A 17,773-nucleotide genomic window follows, 5' to 3' on the forward strand; every position below is an offset into this window, starting at 1 on the left:
GGCTGGCAATTCATGGCGGTTTCTCAACATATCTGGCATTGCGGCGCGGGACTGCCCGGCGACGTACTGATCGCGGATCTGCGCGCATATCGCTACGCGCCGCATTTCCACGACGCCTGGTCCATCGGCGCCATTGAACACGGCCGCTGCGATTTCACCGTGCAGGGCGTGGCCCATGCCGCCCGCGCCGGCGAGCTGGTGGTCATCGCGCCCGGGCAGGTGCATACCGGCGGCACAGCGGCGGGGGCGCTCGCCTATCGGATGGTCTACATCGATCCCGAGTGGTTCCGGGACCATGAACGGACGTTGCACGCACATGGTGCGCGGCTGGCGGGGCCGGTGATCGCGGATGCCGCGCTTTGCGCGCAATGGCTGGACGCGCTGGCGCCCGGCGAGATCGCGCCGGCTGAGCGCAGCGCACGCATTTCGGCGGCCCTGTTCGGGACGCTGGCCGCGCATGGAGAGGCGGTGGAGGGCGGTGCTGCGCCGGCCGCCGGCCTCGCCGATGTATGCGCCTTGCTGCGCGAGCGCATGGCGGCGGATCCCGCCTGCGCACCCGACCTGGACGCCTTGGCGCAAGCGCAAAACCGCCATCGCACGACGCTGGTCAAGCAGTTTGCCCGGCGCTATGGATTGCCGCCCCAGGCGTGGCTTCGCAGTTGGCGGGTGGCGCGCGCACGGGTGCTGTTGCGCGGCGGCCTGCCGTTGGCCGATGCGGCGCAGGCCGTCGGGTTTGCTGATCAGGCGCACCTGACGCGGGTGTTCAAGCAAATCTACGGCAGCCCGCCGGGCGTGCTGCTCAAGGCCGGCGCGGGCGGTTCCCACACGTTGTGACTGCGGGGCGTCTCAAGCCGGTAGTCCGAGTATTTCCGCGTGAAGAATTCCGCGCCCAGCGACTGCGCCGCGGCAAGCGGCCGCCGCGGATCGAGCGCCACCTCGCCGCGCCGGTTGCCGGCGCCATGCACGTAGCCCACGAAATCCGAATGCGTATACCGCGCATATTCCTGCACCTGATGCACGATGCCTAGCGCCGCGCCGGGATAGGTTTCTTCCGAGGCCACGGCCAGTCCCAGCCGCTTGCCGGCCATGCCGGCCTTGACGCGTTCCGGCTCTGGCCCGGATCCCGCGTAATGGCTGAATGACCGGTCGAAGAACGCCTTGGTCTGCGCGGACATGCCATACCAGTAGATGGGCGTGCAGAACAGCACGCCATCGGCGGGCAGGAAGTGTTCAAGGAAGAGTTCGGCGTAACGGTCGGCGGGCGGCTTGGTGTGGCGCAAGTCCGGCAGCAGACCCTGGATGTAGTCGTCCAGGAAATGCACCGACGCCAACGTGCCGGCCGTTTCCGCGCCCTGGCGGGCGGATGCGGCCAGCGCGGCGCTATTGCCATCGCGGCGGGGACTACCGACCAAGATCAACAAGCGTTTGGGTCGATGAGTTGAATTCATGTCTGGCTCCTATCAAAGATAACGATCTGAAGCCGCATGGTCGCGCCGGCAGGCTTGAGGCGACAACTGATCATTCCTTCACTAAGATGAACGCAATTCATCCCAGGATTCCCGCGATGTTTGCCACGCTTCCCGTCACAGCGCTGCGTACGTTCGAGGCCGCGGCGCGGTTGCGCAGTTTCAAGCTGGCCGCGGCCGAGTTGTCGGTCACGCCCACCGCGGTGTCGCATCAGGTCAAGGCACTGGAGCGGCATGTGGGCTGCGCGCTGTTCGAGCGCGTGCCGCGCGGCGTGCGGCTGACCGACAAGGGGGCGCGTCTGTTTGCCGGCGTACATGGCGCGCTGCTGGACGTCGCGCAGACGCTGGACGCCTTGCGGCCCGCGCCCGAGTTTGGCGCGCTGACCGTGTCCACGACGCATTCCTTTGCCGCTTTGTGGCTGGTGCCGCGGCTGGGGCGCTTTCACGAGGCCTATCCGCAGTACCAGTTGCGCCTGGACACGTCGCCCGACCCCGTGGACCTGCTGCAGGACGCCAGCGTGGACGTCGCCATCCGCTACAGCCGCCGGCGCTATCCCGGGTTGCACGCAGCCTGCACGCTGCCCGAGTGGTTCGGGGTGCACGGGGCGCCGGCGCAGGTCGCGCACGCCGGCCGCCGCGCGCCCGCGCTGGTGACGGTGCGCTGGCGCGATTCGGAACTGTATGATGAAGGCTGGCAGGCGTGGTGTGAAGCCGCCGGCTTGCCCGCCTGGCGACGACCTGCGGCGGAACATGCCTATACCGAGGAACACTACGCATTGCAGGCCGCGATTGCAGGGCAGGGGCTGGTGCTGGCCAGTTCGGTGATGGTGTCGGACAGCGTGGCCGCGGGGACGCTGGTTCCCTATCGGCCGGAGATACGCGTCGCGGGTTCGGCCTACACGGCGCTATGCGCGCCGGGACGCGAACGTCATCCGCCCGTCAAGGCTTTCCTGTCGTGGCTGCGCAAGGAATTCCGCGCGTAGCGGCATCCGTGGCCGGACGTGCGGCGGCGCGCGGCAGCAGCGGCAGCGCGGCCAGCATGCAGGAGCCCGCAATCAGCCAGGCGACAGGCCACGAGCTTGCGGCGACGATATGCGCGATGGCCAGCGGCGTGGCAAACAGCACCAGATAGACGCAGCTGTTGGCCATGCCGAGCGCCGTGCCGGCGCGCGAGGCGCCTGCCAGCGTCGCAAGTTCGGTGTAGGCGACGCCATGCCAGGCAGAGGCGCAGATGCCGGCGGCGGTCAGCAGCATGGCCAAGACGAATACATGCCACCCGGTCGGGTCGGCGCCCGCCATCCACGCGGCGCCGGCCAGCACCGAATACAACGCAAAGCTCAGCAGCGCGCAGCCACGCAAGTACGCGCGGCGGTTGCCGCGGCGATCGGTCCACCTTCCGCTCGCGATGCGCGCGGCCATGGCGCCCAGTTGAACGGCCACCATCACCGCCGTGAGCACCCCGATACCCGCATGCAGGGCATCGTGCAGAAAGACGGTGGCAAAGGTCAAAACCGCGAATTGCGGGCCGCACATGATGCCGATGGCGAACGCCGCGCGCCAAACGCGGGTGTCGGTCATGGGGCTGTTGCCGGCTGGGCGAGCCGGGGCGGGCGCAGATGGAACTGTCGGTGCGCCTGATACACGCTGCACATTCGTCACCCCCGCCACACTCCGCTCGTCCGGCTCCCGCAGCCAGCACGCCGCAAGCATCGCTGCGGTGCCGCACATCACAGCCAGTACGCCAAACACCATCCCAAACCCGGCATGTGCCGCCAGCCAAGGCAACAGCAGTGCGCCCAGGCCGCCGCCCAGCGGCACGGCGGTCTGGCGGATGCTCATTGCCAGTCCGCGCTCGCCGTCGTCGAACCACGCCATCACGGCGCGGCCGCTGGCGCCATTGACGCTGCCGCCCAGCATGCCGACCAGCACCAGCCCCACGGCCAGCAGCCAGAGGCTGGGCACGAAGCCGCCCACCGGCGCCACCCAGCCGCTCATCCAGGCCAGCGCCGCCGCGGTCGAGCCTAAACCGCCGAGCAGCACGGGACGGTCGCCCCACCGATCGGTCAGCAATCCCCAAGGCAGCTCGAAGAGTGCCACGCCCAACCCCAACAAGCCCAGCGCCAGCGCCAATTGATCGATGTCGAGCCGGTAGCCAGCCCGCATGAAGACAGCGGTGGTGGGCAGGCCGGCCGCGACGGCGGAAAACGCGGTGTTGGCGGCGACGCCCACGCCCAGCACCTTCCAGCGGTGAGGTGGGCGGACGAGGGTAGGGCGATCGGACATGGCAGGCGCCTGCAGAAACATTGACGGCGCCAGTGTGCGCGCCTAGCATATTTCTGAAAATCAGGAAGTTTTGTACCAATGCTTTTGAAAATCGGGATTATTGAATGAGACCGAGCACGTTCGACCTTGAGGTGCTGCGCAGCTTCGTCGCGGGCGTCGACCTGGGCAGCTTCGGGCGGGCGGCCGATCGCCTGGGCCGGTCGACGTCGGCCGTCAGCGCGCAGCTGAAAAAGCTGGAAGAGCAGGCCGGCGTGCCGCTGCTGCGCAAGGACGGGCGGGGCTTGGCGCTGACCGATGCCGGCGAGACCATGCTGGCCTACGCCCGCCGGCTGCTCGACCTGAACGATCAGGCCGCGCGCGCCGTGCGCGGCACGCAATTGCACGGCCGCGTGCGTCTCGGCCTGCAAGAGGATTTTGCCGAGATGCTGCTGCCGCGCGTGCTCGGCCGCTTTGCGCGCGCCCATCCCAAGGTCCGGATCGAGGCGCGCGTCGCCCGCAACACGGACCTTCTGGAACGCGTCGCGCTGGGCCAGCTTGATTTGGCGCTGGCCTGGGACCACGACGCCCGCCAGCCGCAGGCACAGCGGCTGGCCGAGCTGCCCATGTGCTGGATCGGGCCCGCGCACCCTGCGCCGGTGCCGGATGCGGACGGCGCGCTGCCGCTGGCGGCCTTCGAGTCGCCCTGCCTGTTCCGCGGCTGCGCCACCGACGCGCTGGACCGCGCCGGCATCCCCTGGCTGGCTGCCTTCACCAGCCCGAGTCTTTCGGGCCTGTGGGCGGCAGTCTCCGCGGGTCTGGGAGTGGCCGTGCGCACGCCCCTTGGCCTGCCGTCCACCGTTCGCGTGATGAAGCCGGGCGAACACGGGTTGCCCGACTTGCCGGTCATCGCGTTGTCGCTGTACCGCGCGCAGGCGCAGCCCGATCCGGTCTGCGCCGCGCTGGACGAAATCCTGGTGCAATGCGTCAATGACAGCGTCGCCGTGTTGGCGGCCACGCGTTTTCAGGAGCGGGCCTCGCTGTGAACCAATTCCATGAAATGACGGTATTTCTGGCCGTGGCGGACGCGGGCAGTTTTTCCGGTGGAGCCCGGCGCCTGGAAATGTCCGCGCCCACCGTCACGCGCAGCGTGGCGGCGCTGGAACGTCGTCTGGGTGCCTTGCTGCTGGTGCGCACCACGCGCAGTCTGCGCCTGACCGAAGCCGGCCAGCGCTATGCCGCCGATTGCCGCCGTATCCTGGAAGACGTCGAACGCGCCGACGACGCCGCCGCCGGTGCTATGGCGGTCCCGCGCGGCGCGCTGGCGATCACCGCGCCCGCGCTGTTTGGCGAGATGCATGTGATGCCGGCAGTGTTGGGATACTTGCGCGCGCATCGCCAGGTGTCGGTGCGGGCGCTGCTGGTGGATCGCGTCGTCAATCTGGTGGACGAGGACATCGATGTCGCCGTGCGGATCGGCGCGCTGCCCGATTCCTCGTTGACGGCGGTGCCCGTGGGACACGTGCGCCGCGTGGTGTGCGCCGCGCCCGGCTTTCTGCGCGACCATGGCGAGCCGGCCGACCCCGAGTCGCTGCATCGCTTCTGCACCATCACGGCTGCCATGGAAGGCCGCGCGCCGCAGTGGCGTTTTGCGCAGGCCGGCCAGACCGTGCGCCTGAACCTGCAATCGCAGTTGACCGTGACGTCGTTCCAGGCGGCGGTGGCGGCCGCGCGCGAAGGCTGGGGCCTGACGCAGGTGATGTCCTATCAGGTGGCGCCGCACCTGGCCAGCGGCGCCTTGCAGGTGGTGCTGCGCGGCTTCGAGATGCCGCCCGTGCCCGTGCATCTGGTGTATCCGGAAGGGCGCAAAAGCTCGGCCAAGGTGCGCAGCTTTGTGGATTTCTGCGTGGATGCGCTACGCGCGGACCTTGCGGCGCTGCCCGCCTGACGGGTTTATTTCATTTACCGCAAGAGTGTCTTGCCGGCGCCGGCCGTTCCGGATTTGCGTCGCGGGTCCCAACATGGAGTCTCGAATCCACCAGGGAGATCCCCGATGCAAACCAACCCCGCCCCGGCGCAGGCTGCCGCTCCGCTGAAGTTCTACAGTTTCCCGCTGTCCGGCCACGCGCATCGCGTCGCGCTGATGCTGTCACTGCTGGATGTCGCGCACGAACGCATCGACGTCGACCTGCGACAGCGCGAACAAAAGCGGCCTGATTTCCTGGCGCTCAATGCCTTCGGCCAGGTGCCCGTCATTGACGACAACGGCGTCGTGGTGGCCGACTCGACCGCCATCCTGGTGTACCTGGCCAAGCAATACGGCGGCCGCGCCTGGCTGCCGGACGATCCGGTTGGCGCGGCCGCCGTGCAGCGCTGGCTGTCGGTGGCATCGGGGCCGCTGGCCGGCGGGCCCGCGTCGGCGCGGCTGGTGACGCTGTTCGGCGCGCCGCTGGATGTGGACGCCACGCTGGCGCGGGCCCATGCGCTGCTTGGGGTGATGGAGGGAGAACTCACGCACCGCGAGTTCCTGGCCGGCAGCGCGCCGACCATCGCCGACGTCGCCTGCTACGCCTATGTGGCGCATGCGCCCGAAGGCAACGTGTCGCTGGCCGATTACCCGCGCATCCGTGCGTGGCTCACGCGCATCGAAAACCTGCCGCGCTTCGTTCCCATGGAATCGTCGCCCGTGGGCCTGCTGGCCGCCTGAAGACCCGCGCACACTGCAAGGACACCGTCATGAATCTGCCCGAACACACCGCACCGTCGCCCTGGCATGCAGGCGAACTGCACCTGCAGGAACACGCGGGCGTGGCCGCGCGCATGGACATGGTGGGCCGCAAGGTCATCCGCGACTACATGCCGGATCAGCATCGCGAATTCTTCGCGCAGTTGCCGTTCGTGGTGGCCGGCGCCGTGGACCCGCAGGGCGACCCGTGGACCGGCATTCTGGAAGGGCAGCCGGGCTTTGCCGTGTCGCCGGACCCGCATACGCTGCGCATCGCGGCCATGCCTGACGAGGACGATCCGCTGCGCGCCGGGTTGGGATTGGGCCAGCCCGTCGGCTTGCTGGGCATCGAGCTGCACACGCGCCGGCGCAACCGCATGAACGGCCGCATCGCCGCCTGGGATGGCAAGCGCTTCGACGCGGCGGTGGCGCAATCATTCGGCAATTGTCCGCAGTACATCCAGTCGCGCGACTTCTTCTTCTCGCGCTCGCCGTCGATGCGCTTTGCCGCCGCATTGCCGGAGCGCGCTGGACTGGATGACGCGGCGCGCGCGCTGATCTCGGCGTCCGACACCTTCTTTGTCGCCAGTTATGCCGGGCACGCCGTCGATGTGTCGCACCGGGGCGGCAAGCCCGGCTTCGTGCGGGTGGACGGCGACGTGCTGACCATTCCGGACTTTTCCGGCAACCGCTTTTTCAACACCCTGGGCAACCTGGCCGCGAATCCCGTTGCCGGTCTGCTGTTCATCGACTTTGAACGCGGCGACCTGCTGCAACTGACGGGGCGCGCCGAGGTGATTCTGGACAGCCCCGAAATCGCCGTGTTCGAGGGCGCCGAACGTTTGTGGCGCGTGCACGTGCGCCGCGTGGTCCGCCGGCCGGGTGCGCTGGCCCTGCGCTGGCGCTTCGATGCGTGGTCGCCCACTGCACTGGCGACCGGGCGGTGGCCGGCAGCCGCCTAGTCTCAGGCGTCCGCCACCTTGCGCACGACAGTGTCGTCGGGGTGCAGCAGGCGGCCGTCCTGCGCGCGGATCTCCATCCGTTGCACCGGCTGCCCGCGCTGGCGGTCGATCAGGCTGGAATGCGCCTCATCGGGGCCGTAGTAGTGGTCCTCGCCCCACTGGCGCAGTCCGACGATCACCGGAAACAGCGCCTTGCCTTTATCCGTGAGCACGTATTCCTGGTAGGCGCTGCCGTCGGACGCCGGCGCGACGGCAAGAATGCCGTGCGCGACCAGCGTGCGCAGCCGGTCGCTCAGGATGTTCTTGGCCATGCCCAGGCTTTTCTGAAACTCGCCAAACCGGCGCAGGCCGTCAAAGGCATCCCTCACGATAAGCAGCGACCACCAGTCGCCGATGGCGTCGAGCGAGCGCGCGACCGGGCAGGCGGCGCCTTCAAGGCTGGTGCGTTTGACCATGCGGGCTCCTTGCGGTTTTTCAGAACGAAGTTAGTTGCATTATAAAACCTGGAGGTCTAGCATTCTGGTTTTGTAATAAAACCAGATTAATCATGAACCCGACCGCCCGATCCGACCCGCCCGAAGGCGATGCGACCCCCTCGATGCCGCCCGCGCTGGTTTTCCTGCTGGCAGCGGCGTGCGCGCTCAGCGTCGCCAACGTGTATTACGCGCAGCCGTTGCTCGACGCCATCGGCCGCGAATTCCGCCTGGACCAGGCGGCCGTGGGCATCGTTATCACCGCCACCCAACTGGGCTGCGCGCTGGCGCTGTTCTTCGTGGTGCCGCTGGGCGACCTGCTGGATCGGCGGCGGCTGATGCTGGGGCAGTTGGGACTTCTGGTGCTGGCCTTGGCCGCGGTGGCGGCGTCTGTGAACGCGCCGTGGCTGCTGGCTGGAATGGTGGCGTTGGGATTGCTGGGCACGGCGATGACGCAGGGCCTGCTTGCGCTGTCCGCGGCGCTGGCGGCGCCGGCTGAGCGCGGACGCGTCGTAGGCGCGGCGCAGGGCGGGGTCGTGATCGGCCTGTTGCTGGCGCGCACCTTGGCCGGCGCGCTGGCGGACTTGTGGGGCTGGCGCGCGGTGTATGTGGCGTCGGCCATTCTGTCGGCGGTGCTGGCGCTGGTGCTGGTCCGCTGGCTGCCGCGGCGGCAGCTGCCGGTGGCCGGGCTGGGCTACGGCGCGCTGCTGCGTTCCGTCTTCACGCTGCTGGTCACGGAACGCGTGCTGCGCGTGCGCGGCATGATCGCGCTGTTGATGTTCGCCGCGTTCAGCGCGTTCTGGACCGCGCTGGTGCTGCCGCTGAGCGCGCCGCCGCATTCGCTGTCGCACACGGCGGTGGGGGCGTTCGGACTGGTCGGGGTGGTGGGCGTGCTGATGGCGGCGCGCGCCGGCCGTCAGGCCGACGCCGGGCATGGCCAGCGCACCACCGCGATCGGCCTGGCGCTGCTGTGCATGGCGTGGGCGCCGATCGCCTTGCTGGACCACAGCCTGTGGCTGCTGGCGCTGGGCGTGCTGGCGCTGGACCTGGCGCTGCAGGCGCTGCACGTGACCAATCAGGCGATGATCTTCAGCATCAGCGCGCAGGCGCACAGCCGGCTGGTGGCCGGCTACATGATGTTCTACGCGGTGGGCAGCGGCCTGGGGTCGATTGCCGCGACCGCCGTGTACGCCCGCGCGGGCTGGCTGGGCGTGTGTGTGCTGGGCGCGGGCATCAGCGTGGCGGCGTTGGGGTTCTGGGCGGCGACGGTGCCGCGGCTACGGTCAAACGCTAAATGCCCGACCCGCTGAAGCAGGCCGGGCCTTCGCGCTAAGGCTGCACGTCGTACTCGGCCGTGCCCAGCACGACCGCCGCCAGGCCCGGCGCCTGCGTCAGCTTATGCAGCGCAAAGGCTTGCGCGGTGGCGATCTTGGCGTTGTGGAAGTCCGGGTCTTCAGCCTGCAGGTCCAGGCTGGCAAGCAGGGCGCGGGCCATCTGCCAGCCGGCGAACGTCGTGCCCGCCAGCAGCAGGTAAGGCACCGCGGCGCCAAAGACCGCATTGGGATTGCCGGCCGCGTTGGCAAGAATGAACTCGACCGCGCTGGCCAGCGCTTCGCGGGCCTCGCGCAGCGGCTTGAGCATGCGGCCGGCGGCCGGCTCGGTGCGGGCCTGAAGGTCGGCTTCGGTCTGGCGCACCGCGTCCAGCAGCGCGCGCGCCACGGTGCCGCCGTCGCGCAGCGTCTTGCGGCCAACGAGGTCGTTGGCCTGGATGGCGGTCGTGCCTTCGTAGATGGTCAGGATGCGCGCGTCGCGGTAGAACTGCGCGGCGCCGGTCTCTTCGATGAAGCCCATGCCGCCATGGACCTGCACGCCCAGGCTCGCGACATCGATCGACATCTCGGTGCACCAGCCCTTGACGATCGGCACCAGGTATTCCTGAATCGCCAGGTGGCGCTTGCGCGTGTCGGCGTCGGGGCTGGCATGGGCCAGGTCGGCATGACCTTCAGTCACATAAGCCAGCGCGCGTCCCGCTTCGGTCAGGGCGCGCATGGTGCCCAGCATGCGGCGCACGTCCGGGTGCTGAATGATGGGCACGGCGTCGCGCGACGAGCCGTCCACCGGGCGGCTCTGCACCCGCTCGGCGGCGTAGGCCAGCGCGTGCTGATACGCGCGGTCGGCGATGGCGATGCCCTGCACGCCCACCGCGTAGCGGGCGGCGTTCATCATGATGAACATGGCGTCCAGGCCACGGTTTTCCTGGCCGACCAGGTAACCCAGCGCGCCGCCGGCGTCGCCGAACTGCAGCGTGCAGGTGGGGCTGGCCTTGATGCCCAGCTTGTGCTCGATGGACACGCAGGTCACATCGTTGCGCGCGCCCAGCGAGCCGTCGTCATTGACCAGAAACTTGGGCACCAAAAAGAGCGAAATGCCCTTCACGCCCTCGGGCGCATCAGGCAGGCGGGCCAGCACCAGATGCAGGATGTTCTCGGCAAGGTCGTGCTCGCCATAGGTGATGAAGATCTTGGTGCCGGACAGGCGGTAGGTGCCGTCGCCCACCGGTTGGGCGCGCGTGCGGACCATGGCAAGGTCCGAGCCGGCCTGCGGCTCGGTCAGGTTCATGGTGCCGGTCCATCGGCCGGAGATCATGGGGCCGATGAAGCGCTCGCGCAGCTCGGGCGAGCCAGCCGTCATCAGGGCTTCGATGGCGCCGTTGGTCAGCAGCGGGCACAGCGCGAACGACAGGTTCGCGGCGTTCAGCATTTCAGAGCACGGCGAGCCGATCAGCCCGGGCAGCCCCTGGCCGCCGTATTCGGCAGGGTGGGACAGGCCCTGCCAACCGGCGTCTGCATATTGGCGGAAGGCCTGTTTGAAGCCGGGGGCGGTGGTCACCGCGCCGTCCTGCCAGGTGCTGGGCGCCTTGTCCGCCGGGTGGTTCAGCGGCGCCAGGACTTCGGCGGCGAAGTGGGCGGATTCTTCCAGCACGGCTTGCGCGGTGTCGGGCGTGGCCTCCTCGAAACCGGGCAGGGCGGCCACCTGCGGCAGACCGGCCAGATGGTTCAACACGAACAGCATGTCTTTCACGGGGGCTTGGTACGTCATGGCGTAGGCGCTCCTGGTTTTATGGGTTAAGCGGATCGGGCCGGCTTGCCGGGGTCGGCCACGTCGATCGCGGACGTGGCGCCGACCGCGGCGCGCAGCTCGAATTTCTGAATCTTGCCGGTGGAGGTCTTGGGCAGGTCTCCGAAGCGTACCGCGCGCGGCACCTTGAAGCCGGACAACAGCAGCTTGCAGTGCGCGATGATTTCCTCGGCGGTGGCGGTGCAGCCGGGCTTGAGCTCGACGAAGGCGCAGGGCGTTTCGCCCCATTTGGGATCGGGCATGGCCACCACGGCTACCGCCGCCACGGCGGGATGCCGGTACAGCGCGTCCTCGACTTCGATGCTGGAGATGTTCTCGCCGCCCGAGATGATGATGTCCTTGCTGCGGTCCTTGATGCGGACATAGCCGTCGGCCGTCATCACGCCCAGGTCGCCGGTGTGGAACCAGCCCCCGGCAAAGGCGTCCTCGGTCGCGCGCGCGTTCTTCAGGTAACCCTTCATGCAGATGTTGCCGCGGAACATGACCTCGCCGATGGTTTCCTCATCGCGCGGCACTTCGGCCATCGTTTCCGGGTTGCGCACCGACACGCCGGCCTGCAGGTGATAGCGCACGCCCTGGCGCGCGGTCAGCAGGGCGCGGCGCTCGGGGTCCAGCGCGTCCCAGGCGTCCTGGTGCGCGCAGACGGCGGCCGGTCCATACACTTCGGTAAGGCCATACACGTGCGTCAGGTCAAAGCCGATCTCCCGCATCTTGTCGATGACGGCTGGCGCGGGCGCGGCGCCCGCCACCATGGTGCGCACGGTATGCGTGATGCCCGCGCGCAACTCGGCCGGCGCGTTGGCCAGCGCGCTCTGCACGATGGGCGCGCCGCAGTAATGGGTGACGCCTTCATCGCGGATCAGGTCGAACACCGTCTTCGGATCGAACTTGCGCAGGCACACGTTCACGCCCGCACGCGCCGCGATGGTCCAGGCGAAGCACCAGCCGTTGCAATGAAAGAGCGGCAGCGTCCACAGGTAGACGGGATGCTTGGGCATGTCCCATTCGAGGATGTTGCTGACCGCGTTCAGGTAGGCGCCGCGGTAGTGATAGACCACGCCCTTCGGGTCGCCCGTGGTGCCGGACGTGTAGTTCAGCGCGATGGCGTCCCATTCGTCGGCGGGCGGCTTCCAGTCGTAGGTGGCGGGCGCGGCAGCCAGGAAATCCTCGTAGTCGGCGGCGCCCGGCAACGTGGCGGCGGCGCCTTCCAGGTCGTGCACCGAGATGATTTTCAGGTGCGGGAATTCGGCGCGGGCGCGCTGCGCGACATCGGCGTATTCGGTGTCGATGATGAGCGCGCGGGCCTCGCCGTGGCCCAGCATGAACAACACGCTGGGCGCGTCCAGCCGCGTGTTCAACGTGTTCAGCACGGCGCCCAGCATGGGCACGCCGAAGTGCGCTTCCACCATGGCGGGGATGTTGGGCAGCATGACGGCAACCGTGTCGCCGCGCTGGATGCCGGCCTGCGCCAGCGCGCCGGCCAGGCGCTGGGCGCGCTCATACGTTTGCGCCCAGGTGCGGCGGATCTTGCCGTGGACGACGGCCAGCTTCTGGCCATAGACCTGCGCCGCGCGGGCGATGAAATCCACCGGGGTCAGGGCTTCGTGATTGGCTTCGCGGCGCGCGAGGCCGTGATCGAACATGCCGGTCATGCTTGTCTCCAATGGGGCAGGGTGGCCCCTTATCCAGGTCTGCGGGGTTTGATCCCCGTCGCTTGCCCTAGCTTATGGCCGGCCGGAAAATGGCGTCTGTCGCCTGCATGACAGACCCCCGGCCGGCGGCGCAATCCCCAAGTTTTACACGGTTCTTCCCATGTCCGATGTTTCAAACACAGTTTCCCCCGACGAACTGCCGGCGCTGTTCCGGGCCTGTCCGTGGTTCGGTGCGCTGGAGGCACGGCACCAGGACCTGGTGCTGGCGACCTCGCGCGCGGAACTCGTCGGCAGCGGGGCGTGGATTGCGCGGCGTAATGCGCCGTCAGACTACTGGCTGGGGGTGAGCCGCGGGCTGCTCAAGCTGGCGATCTACAACGAGTCCGGCCGCAGTTGCACGTTCTCGGGCGTGCCGCCGGGCGGCTGGTTCGGAGAGGGCAGCGTCATCAAACGCGAGCTGCGCAAGTACGACGTGGTCGCCATCCAGCCGTCGCTGGTGATGCTGGTGCCCGCCGCAACCTTCCATGCGCTGCTGTCGGCGAGCCTGCCGTTTTCGCACTTTGTCATCGGCCAGTTGAATGACCGCATGGGCGAGTTCATCGCGTCCATCCAGAACCACCGTTTGCTCGATGCCGACGCGCGCGTGGCGCAATCGCTGGCGCAGCTCTTCAATCCGCAGCTGTATCCGTCCACCGACCTGACCTTGGCCATATCGCAGGAAGAATTGGGATATCTGACCGGCCTGTCGCGCCAGCGGGTCAACCAGGCGTTGCAGACGCTGGCCGACCAGGGAATGTTGGCGCTGGCGTACAACCAGATCAAGGTGCTGGATCTGGGCCGGTTGCGGCAGTACGGGCTGGATCAGCTCTGAAGGCCCGCTTGCCATCGTGCTGGCCGCAGCACCGGGTTTGCAGGGTCATATTCACCCTGTGGCGGTTATTTGTACCCACCTAGCCAACAGTAAAAAACACCACGCCGAATCCAAGCTGTTGATTCGGCGTGGTTTTTTTCTGGCATGGATTTCGCATGAGGACACGTACCCAACCAACCGCAACACAGGAGGGCGTTCCCATCATGGGTCCGTATCGGAAATTATGGTTCACGTTGATCGCCGTGGTGGCGATCACATTTGCGCTGCTCGGCTTCTACGGCGGCGAGGTCTACCGCCAGGCGCCGCCCATTCCCGGGCAGGTGGTGACGTCCGATGGCCGCGCGCTGTTCGGCCGCGAAGACATCCTGGACGGGCAGACCGCCTGGCAATCCGTCGGCGGCATGCAGCTTGGCTCGATCTGGGGCCACGGCGCGTACCAGGCGCCTGACTGGACGGCCGACTGGCTGCATCGCGAACTGACCGCCTGGCTGGACCTGGCCGCGCGTGACGAGCACGGCCAGGCCTACGCCCAACTGCCCGCGCCGCAGCAGGCCGCGCTGCGCGAAGCGCTCAAGGCCGAGTACCGCGCCAATCGCAGCGACGCAGCCACCGACACGCTGACCATCACGCCGCGCCGCGCGAAGGCCATCGAACAGACGGCCGCTTACTACGAGCAGCTGTTCTCCGATGCGCCCGCCCTGCAAGGCAGCCGCGAGAGCTTCGCCATGAAGGAAAACACGCTGCCCGACGCCAAGCGCCGCACGCAGCTGACGCATTTCTTCTTCTGGACGGCCTGGGCGGCAGCCACCGAACGCGAAGGCATGTCGGTCACCTATACCAACAACTGGCCGCACGAACCGCTGATCGGCAACCAGCCCAGCGCTGAAAACGTCATGTGGTCGATCATCAGCGTGGTTGTGCTGCTGGCGGGCATCGGCTTCCTGGTCTGGGCCTGGGCCTTCATGCGTGGCCAGGAAGAAGAAGAGCCGCAAGCGCCCGCGCGCGATCCGCTCACCGCCTTTGCCCTGACGCCCTCGCAGCGCGCCCTGGGCAAGTATTTGTTCCTGGTCGTGGCGCTGTTCGGCTTTCAGGTGCTGCTGGGCGGTTTCACCGCGCACTACACCGTTGAAGGGCAGAAGTTCTATGGCATCGGCGTCTCGCAGTGGTTCCCGTATTCGCTGGTGCGCACCTGGCACATCCAGAGCGCCCTGTTCTGGATCGCAACCGGCTTCCTGGCCGCCGGCCTGTTCCTGGCCCCGCTGATCAACGGCGGACGCGATCCCAAGTTCCAGAAGGTCGGCGTCGACATCCTGTTCTGGGCGCTGGTGCTGGTCGTGGTCGGCTCGTTTGCCGGCAACTATCTGGCCATTGCGCAGATCATGCCGCCCGAGCTGAATTTCTGGCTGGGTCACCAAGGCTATGAATACGTCGACCTGGGCCGTCTGTGGCAGATCGGCAAGTTTGCCGGCATCTGCTTCTGGCTGGTGCTGATGCTGCGCGGCATTGTGCCCGCGCTGCGCACGCCGGGCGGCGACAAGAACCTGCTGGCGCTGCTGACGGCCTCCGTCGGCGCCATTGGTCTCTTCTACGGCGCCGGCTTCTTCTACGGCGAACGCACCCACCTGACCATCATGGAGTACTGGCGCTGGTGGATCGTCCACCTGTGGGTCGAAGGCTTCTTTGAAGTGTTCGCCACCACGGCGCTGGCCTTCATCTTTTCCACCCTGGGTCTGGTGTCGCGCCGCATGGCAACGACCGCCAGCCTGGCCTCGGCCTCGCTCTTCATGTTGGGCGGCATTCCCGGCACGTTCCACCACCTGTACTTCGCGGGCACGACCACGCCCGTGATGGCCGTCGGCGCCAGCTTCTCGGCGTTGGAAGTCGTGCCGCTGATCGTGCTGGGCTACGAAGCCTGGGAAAACTGGCGCCTGAAGACCCGCGCCGCGTGGATGGACAACCTGAAGTGGCCGCTGATGTGCTTCGTGGCCGTGGCCTTCTGGAACATGCTGGGCGCCGGTGTGTTCGGCTTCATGATCAACCCGCCGATCTCGTTGTATTACATCCAGGGCCTGAACACCACGCCGGTGCACGCGCACGCCGCGCTGTTCGGGGTGTACGGCTTCCTGGCGCTGGGCTTCACGCTGCTGGTGCTGCGCTACATCCGTCCGCAGTATGCGTTGAACCCGGGCCTCATGAAGCTGGCGTTCTGGGGCATGAACATCGGTCTTGTACTGATGATCTTCACCAGCCTGTTGCCGGTGGGCCTGATCCAGTTCCATGCCAGCGTCAGCGAAGGCATGTGGTACGCCCGCAGCGAAGCCTTCATGCAGCAGGATCTGCTCAAGACCCTGCGCTGGGGCCGTACGTTCGGCGACGTGGTGTTCCTGCTGGGCGCGCTGGCGATGGTGATGCAGGTGATCCTGGGCCTGCTCAGCAGCAAGCCTGCGCTGGTCGAGCCGCGGCTCACGCCCAAGGCCGCGCGCGGCTGATCCCGGCACCTTCGCGACTTTGCGCCAGCGCAACGTTGCGAAGGCGGCCTCCCGGTCCAATGGAAGCCAAGCCTGCGCCGGTTCGGCGCGGGCGCTTCGGAGAAACTCCGCATGCGCTTCCTGCCGATCGCCGCCGCCCTTTCATTGTTGTTGACCGCTTGCGGGCCCGCAGACCGGGCCCGCTTTGCATTGCCGGAACTGACGCGGCTGCCGCCCGGCGAGGTCACCCATCAGCCACCCGGTGATGCCCTGCGTAACGGTTATCCCGTCACGCCCGCGCCGGTCACCACGCGGCATTCACGCGGTGTCGCCATCATGACGCGTCAGGTCAGCCAGGCGGAATACTCGGCGTGCGTGGCCGCCGGCGCTTGCAAACCGCTGGACGCGGAACACCGCAAGGACAATTCTCCGGATCTGCCCGCCACGGGCATCAGCTGGTCGGACGCCTCGGCCTACGCGGCGTGGTTGTCCGGGTCGACGGGTCAGCGCTATCGCTTGCCGCGCTACGCGGAATGGATCTATGCGGCGGGCGAGGCCTATCGCGAAGAAGCACCGCCCGCGGCCTTGCAGGACAACAACCAGGATCCCAACGACCCCGCACAGCGCTGGCTGGCCGAATACGAACAGGAAAGCCGCCGCAGCGGGCAGGGCGCCGAAACCGCGGTGCGGCCGTTCGGCCATTACGGCGCCAACGCGGCGGGCGTCAAGGACATGGCGGGCAGCGTGTGGGATTGGACTTCGGACTGTCACTCACGCCGCTTGCTGGACGCGGGAACGGGAGCGGAGTCGCCGGAAGACGCCGACCTGAGCCGAAACTGCGGCATCCGCGTCGCGGCGGGGCGGCACATCGCGTATCTGCCGGATTTCATCCGCGACCCCAAGAGCGGCGCCTGTTCAGTCGGCGTGCCGCCCGCGAACCTGGGGGTGCGGCTGGTGCTCGAAGAGGGCTAGGCCGGCGAGCCGCTGCGGCACGACAGGCACGACGCGCAGTCCATGGCGGGCTGCGCGTTTTCGGACAGCCGGGTCAGCGCCGCGGGCGACCGCAGCACGATGCGCTTGCGGCCGCTGCTGACGATGCCGCGCTGCTTCCAGTCGCTGAGCAGGCGGCTGACCGTATGCAGCGTGGTGCCGGTCATCTCGGCCACGTCCTGGCGCGTGATGGGAAAGCTGATGCCGATACCGTCGTGCGTGGGCTGCCCGGATTGCTGGACCAGTCGCAGGATGGCGCGCGCGACGCGTTGCTCGACTTCGTCGGTGGACAATTCCTGGATGCGGATGTGCGCGTCCTGCAGGCGTTGCCCCATGGTCTGCAGCGCGATCGCACCCAATTGCGGGTGGCTGGCCATGAAGCTTTCCCAGGCTTCTGCCGGCCACGCCAGGCAGACGCTTTCCTGCACGGCCAGCACGCTGGCTGGATAACAGGACTGCCGCATGGCGCAAGCCAGGCCAAACATATCGCCCGGATTGACATATCTCACGACAACTTGGTCGCCTTCCGATGTAATTTGTGTGACCTTGAGGCAGCCGTGCAGCAGCACGAAGAAATGGGCGCCTTCCGCACCCTGGCGGTAGGCGGCTTCGCCGGCTTCAAGACGGCATGGAACGGCGTCTTTCAGTGCGGCATCAAGCTGCGTATCGGACAACGGCCTGAACAGGTCCAGGTTGCGCAGCAAGGCATGGCATAAGGGCGATGGCATGGCGGTCCGCTTATGGGCGTGGTGAAATTTTCCACGCGTCG

Annotated in this window: 16 protein-coding genes; 10 read left to right on the forward strand and 6 right to left on the reverse strand. The window is 67.8% G+C overall.

Annotation, left to right across the window (positions count from 1 at the left end; all coding sequences use genetic code 11):
* Window positions 1-12 precede the first annotated feature (12 nt).
* Window positions 13-834: a helix-turn-helix transcriptional regulator gene (locus B3098_RS00660; protein ID WP_286890089.1), complete on the forward strand. Its 822-nt coding sequence runs from the start codon at window positions 13-15 to the stop codon at window positions 832-834.
* Here B3098_RS00660 and B3098_RS00665 read toward each other — a convergent pair.
* Window positions 774-1,448, reverse strand: a complete 675-nt coding sequence (locus B3098_RS00665; RefSeq protein WP_286890091.1) for a flavodoxin family protein — start codon at window positions 1,446-1,448, stop codon at window positions 774-776. The two genes, B3098_RS00660 and B3098_RS00665, sit on opposite strands and share 61 nt — an antisense overlap.
* Before the next feature lie 116 nt (window positions 1,449-1,564).
* Here B3098_RS00665 and B3098_RS00670 point away from each other — a divergent pair, with 116 nt between their 5' ends.
* The gene (locus B3098_RS00670; protein WP_286890093.1) at window positions 1,565-2,449 is read left to right on the forward strand and encodes a LysR substrate-binding domain-containing protein; all 885 of its coding nucleotides are present in this window, start codon (window positions 1,565-1,567) and stop codon (window positions 2,447-2,449) included.
* Here B3098_RS00670 and B3098_RS00675 read toward each other — a convergent pair.
* Window positions 2,406-3,749: an MFS transporter gene (locus B3098_RS00675; RefSeq protein WP_286890094.1), complete on the reverse strand. Its 1,344-nt coding sequence runs from the start codon at window positions 3,747-3,749 to the stop codon at window positions 2,406-2,408. The two genes, B3098_RS00670 and B3098_RS00675, sit on opposite strands and share 44 nt — an antisense overlap.
* Window positions 3,750-3,853: 104 nt before the next feature.
* Here B3098_RS00675 and B3098_RS00680 point away from each other — a divergent pair, with 104 nt between their 5' ends.
* From B3098_RS00680 to B3098_RS00695, 4 genes are all read left to right on the forward strand, one after another.
* Window positions 3,854-4,771, forward strand: a complete 918-nt coding sequence (locus B3098_RS00680; protein ID WP_286890096.1) for a LysR substrate-binding domain-containing protein — start codon at window positions 3,854-3,856, stop codon at window positions 4,769-4,771.
* Window positions 4,768-5,673: a LysR family transcriptional regulator gene (locus tag B3098_RS00685; RefSeq protein ID WP_286890098.1), complete on the forward strand. Its 906-nt coding sequence runs from the start codon at window positions 4,768-4,770 to the stop codon at window positions 5,671-5,673. Before B3098_RS00680 ends, B3098_RS00685 begins: the two co-directional genes overlap by 4 nt.
* A 105-nt stretch (window positions 5,674-5,778) precedes the next feature.
* Window positions 5,779-6,432 carry a glutathione S-transferase family protein gene (locus B3098_RS00690; RefSeq protein WP_286890100.1) on the forward strand — a complete coding sequence of 218 codons (654 nt, stop codon included), beginning with the start codon at window positions 5,779-5,781 and terminating at the stop codon, window positions 6,430-6,432.
* Between the two features lie 29 nt (window positions 6,433-6,461).
* On the forward strand, window positions 6,462-7,412 hold the full coding sequence (locus tag B3098_RS00695; RefSeq protein WP_286890102.1) for a pyridoxamine 5'-phosphate oxidase family protein: 951 nt from the start codon (window positions 6,462-6,464) through the stop codon (window positions 7,410-7,412).
* Window positions 7,413-7,414: 2 nt separating this feature from the next.
* Here the strand turns inward: B3098_RS00695 and B3098_RS00700 are convergent, their stop codons facing one another.
* A complete protein-coding gene (locus tag B3098_RS00700; RefSeq protein ID WP_286890104.1) occupies window positions 7,415-7,867 on the reverse strand; it encodes a winged helix-turn-helix transcriptional regulator in 453 nt (150 codons plus the stop codon).
* Between the two features lie 92 nt (window positions 7,868-7,959).
* Here B3098_RS00700 and B3098_RS00705 point away from each other — a divergent pair, with 92 nt between their 5' ends.
* Entirely contained in the window at window positions 7,960-9,195 is a 1,236-nt protein-coding gene (locus B3098_RS00705; protein ID WP_286890106.1) for an MFS transporter, read from the forward strand.
* Between the two features lie 19 nt (window positions 9,196-9,214).
* Here the strand turns inward: B3098_RS00705 and B3098_RS00710 are convergent, their stop codons facing one another.
* Together B3098_RS00710 and B3098_RS00715 are read right to left on the reverse strand one after the other, a co-directional pair.
* Window positions 9,215-10,984 carry an acyl-CoA dehydrogenase gene (locus tag B3098_RS00710; RefSeq protein WP_286890108.1) on the reverse strand — a complete coding sequence of 590 codons (1,770 nt, stop codon included), beginning with the start codon at window positions 10,982-10,984 and terminating at the stop codon, window positions 9,215-9,217.
* Between the two features lie 26 nt (window positions 10,985-11,010).
* Window positions 11,011-12,675 carry an acyl-CoA synthetase gene (locus B3098_RS00715; protein ID WP_286890110.1) on the reverse strand — a complete coding sequence of 555 codons (1,665 nt, stop codon included), beginning with the start codon at window positions 12,673-12,675 and terminating at the stop codon, window positions 11,011-11,013.
* A gap of 160 nt (window positions 12,676-12,835) precedes the next feature.
* On the opposite strand from B3098_RS00715, the gene B3098_RS00720 reads away from it, so the two are divergent.
* The 3 genes from B3098_RS00720 (at window position 12,836) to B3098_RS00730 (ending at window position 16,986) form a co-directional block, all read left to right on the forward strand.
* Entirely contained in the window at window positions 12,836-13,546 is a 711-nt protein-coding gene (locus B3098_RS00720) for a Crp/Fnr family transcriptional regulator (protein WP_175124084.1), read from the forward strand.
* Window positions 13,547-13,749: 203 nt separating this feature from the next.
* On the forward strand, window positions 13,750-16,035 hold the full coding sequence (locus B3098_RS00725) for a nitric-oxide reductase large subunit (RefSeq protein ID WP_286890373.1): 2,286 nt from the start codon (window positions 13,750-13,752) through the stop codon (window positions 16,033-16,035).
* A gap of 111 nt (window positions 16,036-16,146) precedes the next feature.
* Window positions 16,147-16,986, forward strand: coding sequence for an SUMF1/EgtB/PvdO family nonheme iron enzyme (locus B3098_RS00730; RefSeq protein WP_286890113.1), 840 nt, complete (start codon window positions 16,147-16,149; stop codon window positions 16,984-16,986).
* Here the strand turns inward: B3098_RS00730 and B3098_RS00735 are convergent.
* Window positions 16,983-17,732, reverse strand: coding sequence for a Crp/Fnr family transcriptional regulator (locus tag B3098_RS00735; protein WP_175138490.1), 750 nt, complete (start codon window positions 17,730-17,732; stop codon window positions 16,983-16,985). The two genes, B3098_RS00730 and B3098_RS00735, sit on opposite strands and share 4 nt — an antisense overlap.
* Window positions 17,733-17,773 lie beyond the last annotated feature (41 nt).

This window comes from Achromobacter sp. UBA2119, from assembly GCF_002331005.1.
In the GTDB taxonomy this organism is placed as follows: Bacteria; Pseudomonadota; Gammaproteobacteria; order Burkholderiales; family Burkholderiaceae_B; genus Achromobacter; species Achromobacter animicus.

Bases quoted from the DNA above. Each gene is read 5' to 3' on its own strand.
- B3098_RS00690 (WP_286890100.1), top strand. From the start codon at position 5,779: ATGCAAACCAACCCCGCCCCGGCGCAGGCTGCCGCTCCGCTGAAGTTC.
- B3098_RS00730 (WP_286890113.1), top strand. From the start codon at position 16,147: ATGCGCTTCCTGCCGATCGCCGCCGCCCTTTCATTGTTGTTGACCGCT.
- B3098_RS00670 (WP_286890093.1), top strand. From the start codon at position 1,565: ATGTTTGCCACGCTTCCCGTCACAGCGCTGCGTACGTTCGAGGCCGCG.
- B3098_RS00675 (WP_286890094.1), bottom strand. From the start codon at position 3,749: ATGTCCGATCGCCCTACCCTCGTCCGCCCACCTCACCGCTGGAAGGTG.
- B3098_RS00720 (WP_175124084.1), top strand. From the start codon at position 12,836: ATGTCCGATGTTTCAAACACAGTTTCCCCCGACGAACTGCCGGCGCTG.
- B3098_RS00735 (WP_175138490.1), bottom strand. From the start codon at position 17,732: ATGCCATCGCCCTTATGCCATGCCTTGCTGCGCAACCTGGACCTGTTC.
- B3098_RS00665 (WP_286890091.1), bottom strand. From the start codon at position 1,448: ATGAATTCAACTCATCGACCCAAACGCTTGTTGATCTTGGTCGGTAGT.
- B3098_RS00715 (WP_286890110.1), bottom strand. From the start codon at position 12,675: ATGACCGGCATGTTCGATCACGGCCTCGCGCGCCGCGAAGCCAATCAC.
- B3098_RS00705 (WP_286890106.1), top strand. From the start codon at position 7,960: ATGAACCCGACCGCCCGATCCGACCCGCCCGAAGGCGATGCGACCCCC.
- B3098_RS00710 (WP_286890108.1), bottom strand. From the start codon at position 10,984: ATGACGTACCAAGCCCCCGTGAAAGACATGCTGTTCGTGTTGAACCAT.
- B3098_RS00695 (WP_286890102.1), top strand. From the start codon at position 6,462: ATGAATCTGCCCGAACACACCGCACCGTCGCCCTGGCATGCAGGCGAA.
- B3098_RS00680 (WP_286890096.1), top strand. From the start codon at position 3,854: ATGAGACCGAGCACGTTCGACCTTGAGGTGCTGCGCAGCTTCGTCGCG.
- B3098_RS00660 (WP_286890089.1), top strand. From the start codon at position 13: ATGGCGGTTTCTCAACATATCTGGCATTGCGGCGCGGGACTGCCCGGC.
- B3098_RS00700 (WP_286890104.1), bottom strand. From the start codon at position 7,867: ATGGTCAAACGCACCAGCCTTGAAGGCGCCGCCTGCCCGGTCGCGCGC.
- B3098_RS00725 (WP_286890373.1), top strand. From the start codon at position 13,750: ATGGGTCCGTATCGGAAATTATGGTTCACGTTGATCGCCGTGGTGGCG.